Below are 17,381 nucleotides of genomic sequence, written 5' to 3'. Positions count from 1 at the left end.
CGGTTGGTTCACAGCAGCAGTTGAGGGCCGGGTTTCTCGCCTTCGGGGAAGCGCAGGCCGACCTTGCGAACCTCGCCGCCCTCCATTGCCGCGACCGTCCAGGTCAGGCCGTTCCACTCGACCTGGTCGCCGACCACCGGCTGGCCGCCGATCTGCTCGGCAAGGAAGCGGCCGATCTGGCGACTGCCATCGACCTCGCCGAGCTTGAGCCCGTACAGCGCCGCAAGGGCACTGAGTTCGGCCTCGCCTTCGAGGATGAAGTCGCCGAAGAAACGCATGTCCTGGCCCCGCTTGGGCGCCTGGCTGAACAGCTTGCCGAGCGCCGGCAGGTCTTCTTCATGGCCGATCACGCAGAGGATGTCGCCGACCTGCAGCCGCGTGCTGCCGGACGGGTGCAGCAGCTCGGTACCACGAAACAGCGCGGCGATGCGGGTGCCCGGCGGCATCTTCAGTTCGCGCAGGGCGGCGCCGACGCACCATTTGGAGGCGCTCAAGCGGTAGATGAACAGCTCCCACTGGCTGGTGGTATGGACCTGCAGGCCGGTACGCGAGATCGGCAGAGGCGAGGGTGGAACCTCGACCTTGGCCTTTTTCGCCGCCCACGCCAGCGTCGAGCCCTGAAGCAGCAACGACACAAGCACGATGAAGAACGCCACGTTGAAGAACAGCTGGGCATTTTCCAGCCCGGCCATCAGCGGGAACACCGCCAGGATCACCGGCACGGCGCCGCGCAGGCCGATCCAGGATATGAACAGCCGCTCGCGCAGATGGAAGCTGCGAAACGGCAGCAGGCTGACGAACACCGCGAGCGGGCGGGCGCAAAGGATCATCCACAGCGACAGCGCCAATGCCGGCACGGCGATCGGCAACAGATCGCTGGGCGTGAGCAGCAGGCCGAGCACGAGGAACATGCCGATCTGGCTGAGCCAGGCCAGGCCGTCGAACATGTGCAGGATGCCATGCCGGTTGCGGATCGGCCGGTTGCCCAGCAGCAGGCCGCAGACGTAGATCGCCAGGATGCCGCTGCCGCCGACCGCGCTGGACAGGGCGAAGATCATCAGGCCGCCGGCCACCGCCAGTAGCGGATAGAGCCCGTCGGCTACCGAAAGACGGTTGATCAGTTGCAGCAGCAACCAGCCACCGGCCAGGCCGAGCAGCGTACCGATGCCGAACTGCTGGACCAGCTTGAGCAGGAAGTCCCAGCTGAAGCCGGTCTGGCCGGCCAGCAGCATGTCGATCAGCGCCACGGTCAGGAACATGGCCATGGGGTCGTTGCTGCCCGATTCGATCTCCAGCGTCGAGCCGACCCGCTCGTTCAGCCCCTTGCCGTTGAGCAGGTTGAACACCACGGCAGCGTCGGTGGAGCCGACGATCGCGCCGATCAGCAGGCCCTGCAGCAAGGGCAGCTCGAATAACCAGGCGGCGGCCAGGCCGGTCAGGCCGGAGGTGATCGCCACGCCCAGCGTCGCCAGGGAAAACGCCGGTTTGAGCGCGACGCGGAAGGTCGCGGTGCGTGTACGCATGCCGCCGTCGAGAAGGATCACCGCCAGCGCCAGGTTGCTGATCACAAAGGCTAGCTGATAGTCGTTGAAGACGATGCCGCCGACGCCATCGACACCGGCCAGCATGCCGACAGCGAGAAAGATGACGAGGATGGGGACGCCGAGCTTGGCCGATAGCGAACTCATCAGAATGCTTGCCGCAACCAACAAGGCACCAATGAAAAACAGGTGGTTGATGTTGCCGACGTCCAAATGAGCGCTCCGATAGATACTGACTGGCCGCGATCATGCTAACGGCTGGTTATGCATGAGACGTGCCAGTGATTGTAACCCGATGTTTTGACGGACAGTCAAAAAAACGCCCCGCATCGGCGGGGCGCTTCGGGTGGAGGGCTCGTCGATGCTAGAACCAGGCGTCCTGCATGGCGAGGCAAGTGTCGTCGCGCGCCTCGAGAAGGGCAAGCTCCGACGCGCATGCCGGGACTTCCCAGGTGAGGAACAGGCGCGCCGCCTGCAACTTGCCACGGTAGAAATCGGCGTCCGCCGGCTGGCCGCCGGCCAGGCCCTGCTCGGCGCGGATCGCCTGTTCCAGCCAGCGCCAGCCAACCACGGCATGGCCGAAGACCTTCAGGTACAGCGCCGAGTTGGCCAGGGTCTGGTTGACCTTGCCGGCCATCAGATCGCCGAGCAGCGCCTGGGTCACGCGGGTCAGGCCGGCGAGGTGCTGCTCCAGCGGCTGGCGCAGTGCGGTCAGCGAGTCGTATTCGGCGGCGCGTGCGCAGCAGGCCTGGATCAGCCCGAGCAGCTGGCGCAGGCCGGCACCCTTGTTCTGCATCAGCTTGCGGCCGAGCAGGTCCAGCGACTGGATGCCGTGGGTGCCTTCGTGGATCGGATTAAGACGGTTGTCGCGGTAGTACTGTTCCACCGGGTATTCACGGGTGTAGCCATGGCCGCCGAGGATCTGGATCGCCAGTTCGTTGGCCTTGAGGCAGAACTCCGAGGGCCAGGACTTGACGATGGGGGTGAGCAGGTCGAGCAGCTCGCCCGCGTTGCGCCGCTCTTGCTCACTCTCGGCGGTCATTTCGTCGTCGACCAGCCGCGCCGAGTACAGGCCGAGGTCGAAAGCGCCTTCGACATAGGCCTTCTGCAGTAGAAGCATGCGCTTGACGTCGGTGTGCTCGATGATCGCCACCTGCGCCGAAGCCGGGTCCTTGCCGTCCGGCAGGCGCCCCTGGGGTCGCTCGCGGGCGTAGTTCAACGAGTAGAGGTAGCCGGCGTAGCCGAGCATGATCGCGCCCATGCCGACGCCGATGCGCGCCTCGTTCATCATCTGGAACATGTAGGCCAGGCCCTTGTGCGGCTCGCCGACCAGATAACCGACGCACTCGCCGTTGTCGCCGAAGTTCAGCGCGGTGCTGGTGGTGCCGCGCCAGCCCATCTTGTGGAACAGCCCGGCGAGCAGCACATCGTTGCGCTTGCCGAGGCTGCCGTCGTCGTTGACCAGGAACTTCGGCACGATGAACAGGCTGATGCCCTTCACCCCGGGCGGCGCGTCCGGCAGCTTGGCCAGCACCATGTGCACGATGTTTTCCGACAGCGGGTGGTCGCCGCCGGAGATGAATATCTTGTTGCCCTTCAGGCGATAGCTGCCGTCGCCGGCCGGTTCGGCGCGGGTGCGGATGTCCGACAGCGAGGAGCCGGCGTGCGGCTCGGTGAGCGCCATGGTGCCGAAGAAGCGGCCATCGATCATCGGCTGCAGGAACAGGCGCTTCTGCTCGTCGGAGCCGAAGGCCTCGATCAGGTGGGCCGCGCCCATGGTCAGCATCGGATAGGAGCTGGTGGCGATGTTGGCCGACTGGAAGTGCGCGAAGCAGGCGCGCGACAGCAGGTTGGGCAGCTGCATGCCGCCGTCCTCGAAGCTGCGCCCGGCGTTGTGGAAACCCGCCTCGATAAAGGCATCGACCGCCGGCTTGACCTCGGGAATCAGCACCGCCTCGCCGTTCTGGTAGACCGGTTCGTGCTCGTCGGACTTGCGGTTGTGCGGGGCGAAGTACTTCTCGGCGATGGTGCGCGCCGTGCCCAGCGCCGCGTCGAAGGTCTCGCGGCTGTGCTCGGCGAAGCGCTCGCGCCGGGTCAGCGCCTCGGCATCCAGCACTTCGTACAGTTCGAATGCCAGGTTGCGCTGGCAGATCAGGGTCTCGGGCATGGTGGCACCTCCGGTTCTTGTGCGGCCGAGTCTAAGGAGCGCCCGCGCGCGCTGCCTAGCTCCATACATTCGGGTGATGGAGCCATAAAACCGGCTCTCTTCTGGCATCCTGCGCGGTAACCGAGGAGGACGACATGGCCGACAACGAGCTGACCACGCGCAAGAACGATCATCTGGACATCGTCCTCGATGCCTCGCGCCGGCGCGCCTCGGCATCCGCGGGCTTCGAAGCGTTGCGCTTCGAGCACTGCGCCTTGCCCGAGCTGGACCTCGACGCAATCGACCTGGGTACCACGCTGTTCGGCCGGCCGCTGGCGGCACCCTTGCTGATCAGCTCGATGACCGGTGGCGCGGCGCGCGCCGAGGCGATCAACCGGCATCTGGCCGAGGCCGCACAGGCGCTTGGTATCGCGCTGGCGGTGGGCTCGCAGCGGGTGGCGCTGGAGGCGGGCGAGGCCAACCAGGGGCTGACCCGCGAGCTGCGTCGGTTGGCGCCGGACGTACCGCTGCTCGGCAACATTGGCGCGGCGCAGCTGGTGCTGGGATATGGCGTGGACGAGGCGCGGCGGGCGGTGGAGATGATCGAGGCCGATGCGCTGATCATCCACCTCAACCCGTTACAGGAAGCCGTGCAGCCGGGAGGCGACCGCGACTGGCGCGGCGTGCTCGGCGCCATCGAGGCGCTGGCGCCGCGGCTCGAGGTGCCGCTGGTGGTCAAGGAGGTCGGCTGCGGGTTGTCGCCCGCGGTGGCGCGGCGGCTGCTCGATGCGGGTGTCGCCGCGCTCGATATCGCCGGCCTGGGAGGCACCAGCTGGGCCGCAGTGGAGGCGGCGCGGGCGACCAATCAGCGGCAGCGGCTGGTGGCCGAAGCCTTTGTCGACTGGGGCATTCCCACGGCCGAGGCGCTTCGCCAGGTGCGCCAGGCCTGCCCCGAGGCCTTGTTGATCGGCTCCGGTGGCATCCGTGACGGCGTCGATGCGGCCAAGGCGATCCGTCTTGGCGCCAACCTCGTCGCCCAGGCCGCCGCCGTGCTGGAAAGCGCGCTGCAGTCGAGCGAGGCGGTGGTCGAGCATTTTCGCGCGGTCATCGAGCAGTTGCGGGTCGTCTGCTTCTGCACCGGCTCGGCCGATCTCGCCGCGCTGGCGCAGGCGCGGCTGATCGATACGGGCGGTTGATCAGCTGCGCCAGCCGGCCGCCAGTTCGCGGGTCAGCTCGGCGGCCGGGACTTCCCGGCAACCGCTGGCGTTCTGTCCGGCCCATAGCGGCGTGCAGTGATCCAGCTCGAGACGCTCGGTCTTGGCACGCAACGCGGCGATGGCATTGCCGGCCAGGGGGAACTCCGGCACACCGTCGGGCATTGGGCCGAGCTCACGCATGAGGCGGTTGAGGATCCCGCGCGCCGGCCGGCCGGAAAACACCGTGGTCAACGCCGTGTGCCGGGCACGCGTGCTCTTCAGCGCCGCGCGGTGCAGCGCATTGGTGCGGCTTTCCGGGCACAGCAGGTAAGCGGTGCCGAGTTGAACGCCGGCCGCGCCCAATGCCTGCGCGGCGGTCACTCCCTGTGCATCGGCGATGCCGCCGGCGGCCACCACCGGAACATCCAGCGCGGCGACCAGCTGCGGTAACAGGGCAAAGGTGCCGAGCTGGGTAGTCAGGTCTTCGCTGAGAAAGATGCCACGATGGCCGCCGGCCTCGAGCCCCTGGGCGATCACCAGGTCGACGCCGTGCTCCTGTAGCCAGAGGCCTTCTTCGAGCGTGGTGGCGCTGGAGGCGATCCTGGCGCCGGTGGCACGGGCGCGCTGCAGCAGGTCTGGCGTTGGCAGGCCGAAATGGAAGCTGATCAGTGCCGGCCGATGGCGTTCCAGCACTTCGGCCATCGTCGCGTCGAACGGCTGGCGGGTCGCCTCGCCGGGGATCTGCGCCGGGTCGACACCGAATTCGGCGAAATAGGGCGCCAGCAACCGGTGCCAGGTTTCGATGCGCGCCGGGTCATGCGGCGGAGTCTGATGGCAGAAGAAGTTGACGTTGTAGGGCCGGTCGGTCAGCGCTTCGAGGGCGCTCAGCTCCGTTTCCAGGCCGGCGGCATCGAGCATGCCTGCCGGCACCGAGCCCAGGCCTCCGGCCTGGCACACCGCCGCGGCGAGCTGGTGGTTCTGGGCGCCGGCCATGGGGGCCTGGATGATGGGGTGCTGTATGCCAAGTAGATCGCGCAGGTTCATGGTCGGCTCCGTGGTGATGGGTGGATATGCCTGACACTCTAGCCGCAGCCTACCCATAGGGACACGTCAACGGTCATGAACGGCCTGCGCAGCGGCGGGCCGCGCGAGTAAACTGCGCGCCTCTCGAGGAGCGATCAGATGAACTACCGCCACGCCTTCCACGCCGGCAACCATGCCGACGTGCTCAAACACCTCGTCCTGAGCCGGATCTTCGCCCTGCTGTCGCGCAAGGAGGCCCCGCTGGCCTACCTCGACAGCCACGCCGGCGTAGGGCTCTACGACCTGGCCGGCGACCAGGCCAGCCGCACCGGCGAGTGGCTGCAGGGCATCGCTCGCATCTGGCAGGCCGAAACCCGCCCGGCGCTGCTAGACGACTACCTCGGCGTGATCCGCCAGCTCAACCCGGACGGCGCGCTGCGCTATTACCCGGGCTCGCCGGAATTGGCGCGGCAGCTGACCCGCGAGCAGGATCGCCTGCAGCTCAACGAGAAGCACCCCGAGGATGGCGCCCTGCTCAAGGACAACATGTCCGGCGACCGCCGCGTGGCGGTGCACCGGGGCGAGGGCTGGCATGTACCGCGGGCGCTGATGCCGACCCGCGAGAAGCGCGTGGTGCTGCTGATCGACCCGCCGTTCGAACAGGCCGACGAACTGAGCCGATGCGTCACGGCGCTCAAGGAAGCGCTCGGCCGCATGCGCCAGACCATCGGCGTGATCTGGTATCCGATCAAGGACGAGCGTCAGCTCAAGCGCTTTTATCAGGACCTCGCCCGCAGCGGCGCCCCGAAACTGCTGCGCGCCGAACTGTTCGTCCACCCCGCCGACGACGCCAGTCGCCTGGCCGGTTCGGGCCTGGCCATTGCCAACCCGCCGTGGGGGCTGGAGGAGGAACTGCGCGAGCTGTTGCCCTGGCTGGCCGAACGCCTGGCGCAGAGCCAGGGCGGTTGGCGGCTGGACTGGCTGATCGAAGAGGCCTGAGCCGCCGAGAGCGCCGTCTGTTGGATCGCCACCCGGTGGATCGCCACCCGGTGGATCGATAAAGCGCGATCCAGCCTACGCAGACGCCTGGATTCGTAGGGTGGATGTCGCTTTTCACATCCACCGTCACGGGGCTGAAGTCGCCCCGCTTGGCCGTCTCAGAACAGTCTGAGCGGCTCTTCCTGCAGCGCCGACATCTGCTCGCGCAGGATCAGCACCTGGTCGCCCCAGTAGCGCTCGCTGCCAAACCAGGGAAAGCTCATGGGGAACGCCGGGTCGTCCCAGCGCCGCGCCAGCCAGGCGCTGTAATGCAGCAGCCGCAGGGCGCGCAGGGCCTCGATCAACGGCAGCTCGCGCGGGGCGAAATCGTGGAATTCCTGGTAGCCATCCACCAGTTCGGCCAGTTGGCCGAGCCGTTCGTGACGCTCGCCGGCGAGCATCATCCACAGGTCCTGCACGGCCGGCCCCATGCGGCAATCGTCCAGGTCGACGAGGTGGAAGACTTCGTCGCGGGCCAGGATGTTGCCCGGGTGGCAGTCGCCATGCAGGCGAATCGGCGTGAATCGCACCTGGGCAAAGGTGTCCTCGATCCGCTTGAGCAGGTCGCGTGCCACCGATTCATAGGCCGGGCGCAGGCTGCGGGGGACAAAGTCGCCCTCGAGCAGGGTGGTGAGCGAATCATGGCCGAAGTTCTGCACGCCGAGGCTTTCGCGGTGCGCGAACGGCCGGCTGGCGCCCACCGCATGCAGGCGCCCGAGCAATTGGCCGAGGCGATAGAGTTGATCGAGGTTGCCCGGCTCCGGCGCACGACCGCCACGCCGCGGGAACAGGGCGAAGCGAAAGCCGGCGTGTTCGAACAGCGTCGTGCCGTTGCGCGCGAGCGGCGCCACCACCGGCACCTCATGTTCGGCCAGCTCCAGGCTGAACTGGTGCTCCTCGAGGATCGCCGCATCGCTCCAGCGGGCGGGGCGGTAGAACTTGGCGATCAGCGGTTCGGCATCCTCGATGCCCACCTGGTAGACACGGTTCTCATAGCTGTTGAGCGCCAGTACACGGGCGTCGCTGAGAAAGCCGAGGCTTTCCACGGCATCGAGGACCAGGTCGGGGGTGAGGTTGTCGAAGGGATGGGACATGACCGGCTCCGCGAGTTGGGCCGTGCAGTGTACGTAGGGCATGACTCTCGCGCAGCGAATTTCCACCGTGCACGACGACACACTCAATCCCCCGGCTTGGGCGTTCGGGCCAGGCAGTAGACGTCCACCCGCGCCGCGCCGGCTCGCTTGAGCAGGCGTGCCAGTGTGCTGGCGGTAGCTCCGGTGGTGAGCACGTCGTCGACCAGGGCGAAGTGCCGCTCGCGCACCTGGGCATCGCTCGCCAGGGTGAACGCGTGGCGCAGGTTGCGCCGGCGACTGGCCGCATCCAGCCCCTGCTGCGGTGCGGTGTCCTGGTGGCGTCGCAGCAGGCTCGTGTCGACCGGCAGTGCCAGCGATGCACCCAGCCAGGCGGCGAGCATCCTGGCCTGGTCGAAACCGCGCTGGCGCAGACGCCGGCGCGCCAGCGGCACCGGCAGCAGCGCATCCGGGCGTTCGAGCCCTTCGCCGAAGGCGTGCCGCAGATGGCCCGCGAGGCCGTCGGCCAGGACGCGACCCAGGGGCCAGCGCGCCTGGTGCTTGAAACGATTGATCAGGGTGTCGACCGGAAAGGCGAAGCGCCAGGGCACCTCCACCCGATCGTAGGCGGGCGGATGGCGCAGGCATTCACCACACGCCAGGCCCGCGGTCGGCAGCGGCAGGGCGCAGATCGCACAGTGACCGCCGAGCCATGGCAGCTCTCGTTCACAGGCGTGGCAAAACGCTCCGTCGCCGATGGCCTCGTCACACAATAGGCAAAATTGCTCAATAGTTAGCCACTTGTAAACCATGATTCCATTCCTGGTTGACAGCTTCCGGGCCTTGGCTAACCATTCCGCATCCGTGCCAGGCCCGCGAGCCGCTATTTATTACAAGGAACAGCCATGAGCGCCACGTCCGCTTCCGTCATTCGCCACGACTGGACCCTCGAGGAGGTCAAGGCGCTCTTCTCCCAGCCCTTCAATGACCTGCTGTTCCAGGCGCAGACGGTGCATCGCCAGCATTTCGACGCCAACCGCGTGCAGGTCTCCACACTGCTCTCGATCAAGACCGGCGCCTGCCCGGAAGACTGCAAGTACTGTCCGCAGTCCGGCCATTACAACACCGGTCTGGACAAGGAAAAGTTGATGGAAGTGCAGAAGGTGCTCGAGGCCGCCGCCGAGGCCAAGGCCATCGGCTCGACGCGCTTCTGCATGGGCGCGGCCTGGAAGCATCCGTCGGCCAAGGACATGCCCTACGTGCTGAAGATGGTCGAGGGCGTCAAGGCCATGGGCCTGGAAACCTGCATGACCCTCGGCAAGCTCGATCAGGAGCAGACCCGCGCCCTGGCCGCAGCGGGCCTGGACTACTACAACCACAACCTGGATACCTCGCCGGAGTTCTACGGCAACATCATCACCACCCGCACCTACGCCGAGCGTCTGGAGACGCTGAGCTACGTGCGCGAGGCGGGGATGAAGATCTGCTCGGGTGGCATCCTCGGCATGGGCGAGTCGCTGGACGACCGCGCCGGCCTTTTGATCCAGCTGGCCAACCTGCCCGAGCATCCGGAATCGGTACCGATCAACATGCTGGTCAAGGTCAAGGGCACGCCGCTGGCCGAAGAGCAGGACGTCGATCCGTTCGACTTCATCCGCATGCTCGCCGTGGCGCGCATCATGATGCCGAAATCCCATGTGCGCCTGTCCGCCGGGCGCGAGCAGATGAACGAGCAGATGCAGGCCCTGGCCTTCTTCGCCGGCGCCAACTCGATCTTCTACGGCGAGAAGCTGTTGACCACCGGCAACCCGCAGGCCGACAAGGACATGCAGCTGTTCAAGCGCCTGGGCATCCAGCCCGAGGAGCGCCATGAGCATGACGACGAGGTGCACCAGGCGGCCATCGAGCAGGCGCTGATCGAGCAGCGCGATTCCAAACTGTTCTACGACGCCACTGCCTGACCGGCCCTTTTGTAGGAGCGAGTTCGCGCGCGAAGCAGGTGCCAGACCTCGTCTGCGAGCAGACTCGCTCCTACGGTAACCGTACATGCCCTTCGATCTTCAAGCCCGCCTCGCCGCCCGCCGCGCGGAGCATCTGTATCGCCAGCGCCCGCTGCTTGCCAGCCCCCAGGGCCCCGAGGTGGTGGTCGATGGCCAGCGCCTGCTGAATTTTTGTTCCAACGACTACCTCGGGCTGGCCAACCATCCCGAGGTGATCCGAGCCATGCAGGACGGCGTGGCGAAGTGGGGCGTGGGTGGCGGCGCTTCGCATCTGGTGATCGGTCACAGTGGGCCGCATCACGAACTGGAGGAGGCGCTGGCCGAGTTCACCGGTCGGCCGCGCGCGCTGCTGTTCTCCACCGGCTACATGGCCAACCTGGCCGCGGTTACCGCGCTGGTGGGGCAGGGCGATACGGTGCTCGAGGACCGACTCAACCATGCCTCGCTGCTCGATGCCGGCCTGCTCTCCGGGGCACGCTTCTCGCGCTACCTGCACAACGACGCCGAGAGCCTCGGCAAGCGCCTGGGCAAGGCCGAAGGCAGCACGCTGGTGGTGACCGATGGCGTGTTCAGCATGGATGGCGACCTGGCCGAGCTGCCGGCGCTGTGCACCCAGGCCAGGCGGCACGGTGCCTGGATGATGGTCGATGATGCCCATGGTTTCGGTGCTTTGGGGGCCAGCGGCGCTGGGGTCGTCGAGCATTTCGGCCTCGAGCTGGACGATGTGCCGGTACTGGTCGGCACGCTCGGCAAGGCGTTCGGAACCGCCGGCGCTTTCGTTGCCGGCAGCGACGAGCTGATCGAGACGCTGATCCAGTTCGCCCGGCCGTACATCTATACCACCAGCCAGCCGCCTGCCGTTGCCTGTGCCACACTCAAGAGCATGGAACTCCTGCGTAGCGAGGGCTGGCGGCGCGAGCATCTGCAGCGGCTGGTGGCGCGTCTGCGCGAAGGCGCGGCGCAGATCGGGCTGACCCTGATGGACAGCCCGACGCCCATCCAGCCTGTGTTGATCGGCGACAGCGCCCGCGCGCTGCGGCTGTCCGCCCTGCTGCGCGAGCGCGGCATCCTCGTAGGGGCGATTCGCCCGCCAACGGTTCCGGCCGGCAGTGCGCGCCTGCGCATCACGCTCAGCGCGGCGCACAGCGAAGCGCAGCTCGAGCGCCTGCTGCAGGCGCTGGCCGAGAGCTGGCGCCAACTCGTCAAGGAGGCTGAAGATGCGTGACCGACTGATGCTGTTGTCTGGCTGGGCGTTCGGCCCGGCTGCGCTGGAACCCCTGGCCGAGCTGCTGCGCGAACGGGGGCCGCATCTGCAGGTGGATATTGTCTCCTTGCCGACGCTGGGTGATCCCGATGCCTGGCTGGATGAGCTCGATGCCCGGCTGCCAGCCGACAGCTGGCTGGCCGGCTGGTCGCTGGGCGGCATGCTGGCCACACAGTTGGCGGCACGTCGAGGCGATGCCTGCAACGGGCTGATCACGCTGTGCAGCAACCCCTGCTTTCGCAGTCGGGACGATTGGCCCGCGGCGATGCCGGCGGAAGTGTTCGAGGCCTTTCATGCCGCATTTCGCCTGGGGCCTGAGGAGACACGAAAGCGCTTCAGCCTGCTGGCCAGTCGGGGCGGCTTCGATGCGCGTACCCTGGCCCGGCAGCTCGAGGTCAGTCGTCTGGAGTGTCCGGTCGCCGCGCTCGATGCCGGGCTGCAGCTGCTGGCTGCGCTCGACGGGCGCGAGGCGCTGCGCCGCTTCGTCGGCCCGCAGCTGCATCTGTTCGCCGGCAATGATGCGCTGGTGCCAGCGGCCGCTGCGCAGGCGCTGCTCGACTGGCTACCGGATGTGGAGGTCGACGTGATCGAAAACGCCAGCCACGCGCTGCCTCTCGAGCGTGCCGAGGACATCGCAACGGCGATGCTGGCTTTCATGCAGCGCGGCGAGGAGGACTGACTTGGCCGAGCTGTCGTCCCACGCGTTGCCCGACAAGCGCCAGGTCGCTGCATCCTTTTCCCGCGCCGCCAGCAGCTACGATGCCGTCGCCGAGCTGCAGCGACGGGTTGGCGAGACGCTGCTGGCCGACCTGCCGCGTGACTGGCAACCGTCCAGTTGGCTCGATCTGGGCTGTGGCACCGGGCATTTCTCCCGCGCGCTGCACTCGCGCTTTGCCGAGGCCCGGGGCGTCGCCCTGGACATCGCCGAGGGCATGCTGCGCTATGCACGACCGCGTGGCGGCGCGACGCATTTCGTGGCCGGCGATGCCGAAGCGCTGCCGATGCGCGCGGATAGCACCGATCTGATCTTCAGCAGCCTGGCGCTGCAGTGGTGCGAGGATTTTTCCTCGGTGCTCGGCGAGGCACACCGGGTGCTGCGCAGCAACGGAGTGTTTGCCTTCAGCAGCCTGTGCAGCGGGACACTGGCTGAGCTGCGTGACAGCTGGCAGCGCGTCGATGGCTTTACCCACGTCAACCGTTTCCGTAGCGAGGCGGTGTACCGCGCACTCTGCGAGGCCAGCGGTCTGCAACTGGTCAGTCTGCAGGTTCGCCCCGAGGTCCTCTATTTCGACGACTTGCGTCAGCTGACCCAGGAACTCAAGGCGCTCGGTGCGCACAATCTGAACCCAGGCCGCCCGGGTGGCCTCACCGGGCGCGCCCGCGTTCGCGCGCTGGTTGCCGCCTATGAGTCGTTCCGGTGTGCCAGCGGGCTGCCGGCGACCTATCAGGCGATCTATGGCGTGCTGCGCAAGCGCCAGTGAGCGGTATCTTTTTCGTACGGGGATAAGTGCATGAAAGCCTTTTTCGTCGCCGGCACGGATACCGATGTCGGCAAGACCACCATCGCCGCAGGTCTGCTCTGCGCCGCGCGTCTGGCCGGGCTGTCCACGGCGGCGGTCAAGCCTGTCGCTTCGGGTTCCTGGCACACCGTCGCGGGCCTGCGCAACGACGATGCGCTGGCGCTGCAGGCGCAATGCAATCCGCCGCTGGACTATTCGGCGGTGAACCCACTGGCTTTCGAGCCCGCCATCGCTCCCCACATCGCCGCCCGGGAGGCAGGAGTCGAACTGAGCGTTGCGACCCTGCGACCGGGCATCGAGCGCGTGCTGGCGCGCGGGGCCGATTTCACCCTCGTCGAAGGTGCCGGTGGCTGGCGCGTACCGCTGAGCGGTCGGGAAACCCTGGCCGACCTTGCGGTCGCGTCGCAGTTGCCGGTGCTGCTGGTTGTCGGGGTGCGGCTGGGGTGCATCAACCACGCCTTGCTCACGGCCGAGGCGATCCACCGCGACGGCCTTGCCCTTGCTGGGTGGATCGCCAATGTGGTCGATCCGCACACCTCACGATTGGCGGAGAATCTCGCCACGCTCGGCGAGCTGATGCCCGCACCCTGCCTGGGTACGGTGCCATGGCTGGAGGACTCGGATGCCTCGACGGTGGCGAAACACGTGGCGCTGGCGCCGCTGGGCATCTCGATACCGGCGGATTCCTGAGCCGCATCCGGCACGCCGGGTTGCGAGGCGTGCCAATGCCTGCTTGAATGCTGGCAGAACGACTTCACAAGCATGGCCATGCAGATCAACAGCTTTCTTGGTTCGGCGCTGGCGGCCTATCAGGCCGGGCAGCGGCGTATCGACGACGCCGGTGCAGCCATCGCCACTTCCGCTGTGCCAGCTGTGAGCAATTCCCTGGCACTGACCGACCTCGGCGAGCAGATGCTCGAGTTGCGCGGCGGTCAATACGATGCCATGGCTGCGGTGCGCATGATCCGCAGCGCCGATGAAGTGCTCGGTACGCTGATCGACACTCAGGCCTGAGCCGCCTCGCCTCCCGAGGCGTTTTTCCCTCCCATTTCTCTCTGAAAGGCGATGAACGGCGTCATGGCCCCTGCTTGACATTCGCTCTGCCATAAACGTATGTTTCAAACACCTGTTTGATGATGGTCGCTCCGTTGGAGCACCTCCATACGCCATGACCGCTTGCCGGTCAGCAGACTAGAACCAACCGTTGAGGTTTACGCTATGCCCGACTACAAGGCCCCCTTGCGCGATATTCGTTTCGTACGCGACGAGCTGCTCGGTTACGAGGCGCACTATCAGAGCCTGCCGGGTTGTGAAGACGCCACCCCGGACATGGTCAACGCCATCCTCGAAGAAGGCGCCAAGTTCTGCGAGCAGGTCCTGGCACCGCTGAATCGCGTCGGCGACACCGAAGGCTGCACCTGGACCGAGACCGGGGTGAAGACGCCGACCGGCTTCAAGGAGGCCTACCAGCAGTTCGTCGAAGGCGGCTGGCCAAGCCTGGCGCATGATGTCGAGCACGGTGGCCAGGGGCTGCCGGAGTCGCTCGGCATGGCCATGAGCGAAATGATCGGCGAAGCCAACTGGTCCTGGGGCATGTACCCGGGGCTGTCGCACGGCGCGATGAACACCCTGCACGAGCATGGCACCCCCGAGCAGCAGCAGACCTACCTGACCAAGCTGGTCTCCGGCCAGTGGACCGGCACCATGTGCCTGACCGAGCCGCATTGCGGCACCGACCTGGGCATGCTGCGCACCAAGGCTGAGCCGCAGGCTGATGGCAGCTACAAGGTCACCGGTACCAAGATCTTCATTTCCGCTGGCGAGCACGACATGGCCGAGAACATCGTCCACATCGTGCTGGCTCGCCTGCCCGATGCGCCGGAAGGTACCAAGGGCATCTCGCTGTTCATCGTGCCGAAGTTCCTGCCCAACGCGGCAGGCGAGGTTGGCGAGCGCAACGGCGTGAGCTGCGGTTCGATCGAACACAAGATGGGCATCCATGGCAACGCTACCTGCGTCATGAACTTCGACGGCGCTACCGGCTTCCTGATCGGCCCGCCGAACAAGGGCCTGAACTGCATGTTCACCTTCATGAACACCGCCCGCCTGGGTACTGCCCTGCAGGGCCTGGCGCACGCTGAAGTCGCCTTCCAGGGCGGGATTACCTATGCCCGCGAGCGTCTGCAGATGCGCTCGCTGACCGGGCCGAAGGCGCCGGAGAAGGCAGCCGACCCGATCATCGTGCATCCCGATGTGCGCCGCATGTTGCTGACCATGAAGGCTTTCGCCGAAGGTAACCGCGCGATGCTGTACTTCGCGGCCAAGCAGGTCGACGTCATGCAGCGCAGCGCCGACGAAGAGCAGCGCAAGGCGGCCGACGCGATGCTGGCGTTCCTGACTCCGATTGCCAAGGCATTCATGACCGAAGTCGGCTTCGAGGCAGCCAACCACGGCGTGCAGATTTACGGCGGCCACGGCTTCATTGCCGAGTGGGGCATGGAGCAGAACGTGCGCGACAGCCGCATCTCCTGTCTGTACGAAGGCACCACCGGGATCCAGGCGCTCGATCTGCTGGGCCGCAAGGTGCTGATGACCCAGGGCGAGGCGCTCAAGGGCTTCACCAAGATCGTTCACAAGTTCTGCCAGGCCAATGAAGGCAACGAAGCCGTCCAGGAATTCGTCGGCCCGCTGGCGCAGCTGAACAAGGAGTGGGGCGAGCTGACCATGAAGATCGGCATGGCGGCGATGAAGAACCGTGAGGAAGTAGGCGCTGCCTCGGTGGATTACCTGATGTTCTCCGGCTACGCCTGCCTGGCCTACTTCTGGGCCGACATGGCGCGTGTCGCGGCCGAGAAACTCGCCGCCGGCACCGAGGAGGAGGGCTTCTACAAGGCCAAGCTGCAGACCGCGCGCTTCTATTACGGGCGCATCCTGCCGCGCACCCGTGCGCATGTGGCGGCGATCCTTTCCGGCGCGGACAACCTGATGGATATGGCTGAAGAGGACTTCGCCCTCGGTTTCTGAGGACGAAGGCGTCGAGCAAAGGCCGCTGCATTGCAGCGGCCTTTTTTCATTTCATCTGGTTTTTTGCCAAAGCGTCACGTGCCTTGCCAGTCGGGTGAGGGCAAAATGCCAGCCTCCACAACCTGACGGTCAGCTTGTGTCACGCCCGCACGCGTTTCGCCCATCCCATTTCGCGGCTCCCGCGGTCCTGCTCGTCACCGGGCTGGTGATGGCGCGCCAGCCCGCCCTGAGCGAATTCTTCGCATCGCTGTATAACGTGCTGCCGACTCTGCTCCTGCTGCTTGGTGCCGCCCTTTGCCTGAGCTACGGGCGGATCCGCGAAGGCTTCATGCTGGCGGTGATCTACCTCGCCTATTTCCTGCTCGACAACCAGGTCGACCATTACCGGGCCAGCGGACAGTTACGGCCCGATGCGGCCCTGATCTTTCATCTCTGCAGCCTGCTGCTGCCATTGCTATATGGTCTGTTCGGCGCCTGGCGCGAGCGCACTCATTTGTTGCAGGAGGCACTTGCCCGAACTGCGGTGCTGTTCATCGTAACGGTGATGGCGGCTGCGCTGGCGCAGCGCTTTCCGCTCGCCATGCACGATTGGCTGGTGGAGATCCGCTGGCCGATGCTGCAGCTCCCCTGGCTGACGCTGATCCAACTGGCGTATCCGGCGTTTCTGCTGGCCTGGGTCGTGCTGCTGGTTCAGTACCTGCGTCAACCACGCCCGACGCATGCGGCCGGCCTGGTCGCGCTGGGTACGCTGTTGTTCATGCTGCCGCAGACTTTTGCCTGGCCCTTCGCGCTGAATGTACTGGCGAGCCACGCGATGCTGATGCTCGTGGGAGCTATAGCGCACGAAGCCTACCTGATGGCATTTCGCGACGAACTGACCGGCCTGCCCGGGCGTCGGGCACTGAACGAGCGACTGCAGCGGCTGGGACGCAGCTATGTGGTCGCGATGGCCGATGTCGATCATTTCAAGGCCTTCAACGATACGCACGGACATGATGTCGGTGACCAGGTGCTGCGCCTGGTTGCCAGCCGGCTGAGCAAGGTCGGGGGCGGTGGCCGAGCCTATCGCTATGGCGGTGAGGAGTTCACCCTGCTGTTTCCCGGGCGCTGTATAGAGCAATGCCTGCCTTACCTGGAGAGCGTACGCCAGGCCATCGAGGAGTATCCGTTGCAGTTGCGCGATCGTGGCAAGCGCCCAAGCGACGATCGGCTGGGCCGGCAAGCCCGTGGCCGAGCGGCGGCAGCGAGCGTGTCGGTGACCATCAGTATCGGGGTGGCGGCGGGCCTTGGCGAGCAGCGCAGCGCGGAGGACGTGATCAAAGCGGCCGATCAGGCGCTGTACGCCGCCAAGAAGGCCGGTCGCAACTGCGTTCGCGTCCACGGCGCCGGCCGTGGCGCAGTGCGTACGGGCGCGCGGCCGTTGTTCGACCGATAGGGTTATTCGGTGACCATACAAAACCATGCGGTCACAAAAAGACGCTTAATTCGGTATTGGTTGTTCAGTTAGACTCCGGAGACCGGCCTGTTCAAGGCTGTCGATAAGCGTCTTGCGAGGATTT

Annotated in this window: 15 protein-coding genes; 10 read left to right on the top strand and 5 right to left on the bottom strand. The window is 66.4% G+C overall.

Going from position 1 to position 17,381, the window contains the following annotated elements; all coding sequences use genetic code 11:
• Nucleotides 1–8 precede the first annotated feature (8 nt).
• Nucleotides 9–1,754 carry a potassium/proton antiporter gene (locus tag AC0KXH_RS17535; RefSeq protein ID WP_041108253.1) on the bottom strand — a complete coding sequence of 582 codons (1,746 nt, stop codon included), beginning with the start codon at nt 1,752–1,754 and terminating at the stop codon, nt 9–11.
• 151 nt (nt 1,755–1,905) lie between these two features.
• Nucleotides 1,906–3,708 carry an acyl-CoA dehydrogenase gene (locus tag AC0KXH_RS17530; protein ID WP_488223786.1) on the bottom strand — a complete coding sequence of 601 codons (1,803 nt, stop codon included), beginning with the start codon at nt 3,706–3,708 and terminating at the stop codon, nt 1,906–1,908.
• A gap of 134 nt (nt 3,709–3,842) precedes the next feature.
• On the opposite strand from AC0KXH_RS17530, the gene fni reads away from it, so the two are divergent.
• Nucleotides 3,843–4,883, top strand: coding sequence for a type 2 isopentenyl-diphosphate Delta-isomerase (gene fni / locus AC0KXH_RS17525; protein WP_041108250.1), 1,041 nt, complete (start codon nt 3,843–3,845; stop codon nt 4,881–4,883).
• Here fni and AC0KXH_RS17520 read toward each other — a convergent pair whose 3' ends face one another.
• Nucleotides 4,884–5,927 (bottom strand): NAD(P)H-dependent flavin oxidoreductase, encoded by a 1,044-nt coding sequence (locus tag AC0KXH_RS17520; protein ID WP_488223785.1) that lies wholly within the window; start codon nt 5,925–5,927, stop codon nt 4,884–4,886.
• Between the two features lie 138 nt (nt 5,928–6,065).
• Between AC0KXH_RS17520 and AC0KXH_RS17515 the strand changes: the two genes are divergently transcribed.
• Entirely contained in the window at nt 6,066–6,905 is an 840-nt protein-coding gene (locus tag AC0KXH_RS17515) for a 23S rRNA (adenine(2030)-N(6))-methyltransferase RlmJ (protein WP_488223784.1), read from the top strand.
• 158 nt (nt 6,906–7,063) lie between these two features.
• On the opposite strand, the gene AC0KXH_RS17510 is transcribed toward AC0KXH_RS17515, so the two are convergent.
• Nucleotides 7,064–8,038 carry a serine/threonine protein kinase gene (locus AC0KXH_RS17510; protein WP_224110455.1) on the bottom strand — a complete coding sequence of 325 codons (975 nt, stop codon included), beginning with the start codon at nt 8,036–8,038 and terminating at the stop codon, nt 7,064–7,066.
• Nucleotides 8,039–8,121: 83 nt separating this feature from the next.
• Nucleotides 8,122–8,826, bottom strand: coding sequence for a ComFC family protein (locus AC0KXH_RS17505; RefSeq protein WP_278470392.1), 705 nt, complete (start codon nt 8,824–8,826; stop codon nt 8,122–8,124).
• Nucleotides 8,827–8,919: 93 nt separating this feature from the next.
• Between AC0KXH_RS17505 and bioB the strand changes: the two genes are divergently transcribed.
• From bioB to AC0KXH_RS17465, 8 genes are all read left to right on the top strand, one after another.
• Nucleotides 8,920–9,975, top strand: coding sequence for a biotin synthase BioB (gene bioB, locus AC0KXH_RS17500; RefSeq protein ID WP_041108240.1), 1,056 nt, complete (start codon nt 8,920–8,922; stop codon nt 9,973–9,975).
• Nucleotides 9,976–10,060: 85 nt separating this feature from the next.
• Nucleotides 10,061–11,239, top strand: coding sequence for an 8-amino-7-oxononanoate synthase (gene bioF, locus AC0KXH_RS17495; protein WP_488223783.1), 1,179 nt, complete (start codon nt 10,061–10,063; stop codon nt 11,237–11,239).
• Nucleotides 11,232–11,957: an alpha/beta fold hydrolase gene (locus AC0KXH_RS17490; protein WP_165562623.1), complete on the top strand. Its 726-nt coding sequence runs from the start codon at nt 11,232–11,234 to the stop codon at nt 11,955–11,957. Before bioF ends, AC0KXH_RS17490 begins: the two co-directional genes overlap by 8 nt.
• A gap of 1 nt (nt 11,958) precedes the next feature.
• On the top strand, nt 11,959–12,759 hold the full coding sequence (bioC, locus tag AC0KXH_RS17485) for a malonyl-ACP O-methyltransferase BioC (protein WP_043222271.1): 801 nt from the start codon (nt 11,959–11,961) through the stop codon (nt 12,757–12,759).
• 30 nt (nt 12,760–12,789) lie between these two features.
• Entirely contained in the window at nt 12,790–13,488 is a 699-nt protein-coding gene (bioD, locus tag AC0KXH_RS17480; protein ID WP_488223782.1) for a dethiobiotin synthase, read from the top strand.
• A gap of 72 nt (nt 13,489–13,560) precedes the next feature.
• Nucleotides 13,561–13,812 (top strand): hypothetical protein, encoded by a 252-nt coding sequence (locus AC0KXH_RS17475; protein ID WP_488223781.1) that lies wholly within the window; start codon nt 13,561–13,563, stop codon nt 13,810–13,812.
• A gap of 204 nt (nt 13,813–14,016) precedes the next feature.
• A complete protein-coding gene (locus AC0KXH_RS17470; RefSeq protein ID WP_041108230.1) occupies nt 14,017–15,822 on the top strand; it encodes a phenylacyl-CoA dehydrogenase in 1,806 nt (601 codons plus the stop codon).
• A 136-nt stretch (nt 15,823–15,958) separates the two neighbouring features.
• A complete protein-coding gene (locus AC0KXH_RS17465) occupies nt 15,959–17,257 on the top strand; it encodes a GGDEF domain-containing protein (protein ID WP_488223780.1) in 1,299 nt (432 codons plus the stop codon).
• Nucleotides 17,258–17,381 lie beyond the last annotated feature (124 nt).

It is taken from the genome of Stutzerimonas sp. CXK-1 (assembly GCF_057738225.1).
This window is presented reverse-complemented; position numbering and strand designations above follow the sequence as displayed.

Bases quoted from the DNA above. Each gene is read 5' to 3' on its own strand.
- AC0KXH_RS17530 (WP_488223786.1), bottom strand. From the start codon at position 3,708: ATGCCCGAGACCCTGATCTGCCAGCGCAACCTGGCATTCGAACTGTAC.
- fni (WP_041108250.1), top strand. From the start codon at position 3,843: ATGGCCGACAACGAGCTGACCACGCGCAAGAACGATCATCTGGACATC.
- AC0KXH_RS17520 (WP_488223785.1), bottom strand. From the start codon at position 5,927: ATGAACCTGCGCGATCTACTTGGCATACAGCACCCCATCATCCAGGCC.
- AC0KXH_RS17515 (WP_488223784.1), top strand. From the start codon at position 6,066: ATGAACTACCGCCACGCCTTCCACGCCGGCAACCATGCCGACGTGCTC.
- AC0KXH_RS17510 (WP_224110455.1), bottom strand. From the start codon at position 8,038: ATGTCCCATCCCTTCGACAACCTCACCCCCGACCTGGTCCTCGATGCC.
- AC0KXH_RS17505 (WP_278470392.1), bottom strand. From the start codon at position 8,826: ATGGTTTACAAGTGGCTAACTATTGAGCAATTTTGCCTATTGTGTGAC.
- bioB (WP_041108240.1), top strand. From the start codon at position 8,920: ATGAGCGCCACGTCCGCTTCCGTCATTCGCCACGACTGGACCCTCGAG.
- bioF (WP_488223783.1), top strand. From the start codon at position 10,061: ATGCCCTTCGATCTTCAAGCCCGCCTCGCCGCCCGCCGCGCGGAGCAT.
- AC0KXH_RS17490 (WP_165562623.1), top strand. From the start codon at position 11,232: ATGCGTGACCGACTGATGCTGTTGTCTGGCTGGGCGTTCGGCCCGGCT.
- bioD (WP_488223782.1), top strand. From the start codon at position 12,790: ATGAAAGCCTTTTTCGTCGCCGGCACGGATACCGATGTCGGCAAGACC.
- AC0KXH_RS17475 (WP_488223781.1), top strand. From the start codon at position 13,561: ATGGCCATGCAGATCAACAGCTTTCTTGGTTCGGCGCTGGCGGCCTAT.
- AC0KXH_RS17470 (WP_041108230.1), top strand. From the start codon at position 14,017: ATGCCCGACTACAAGGCCCCCTTGCGCGATATTCGTTTCGTACGCGAC.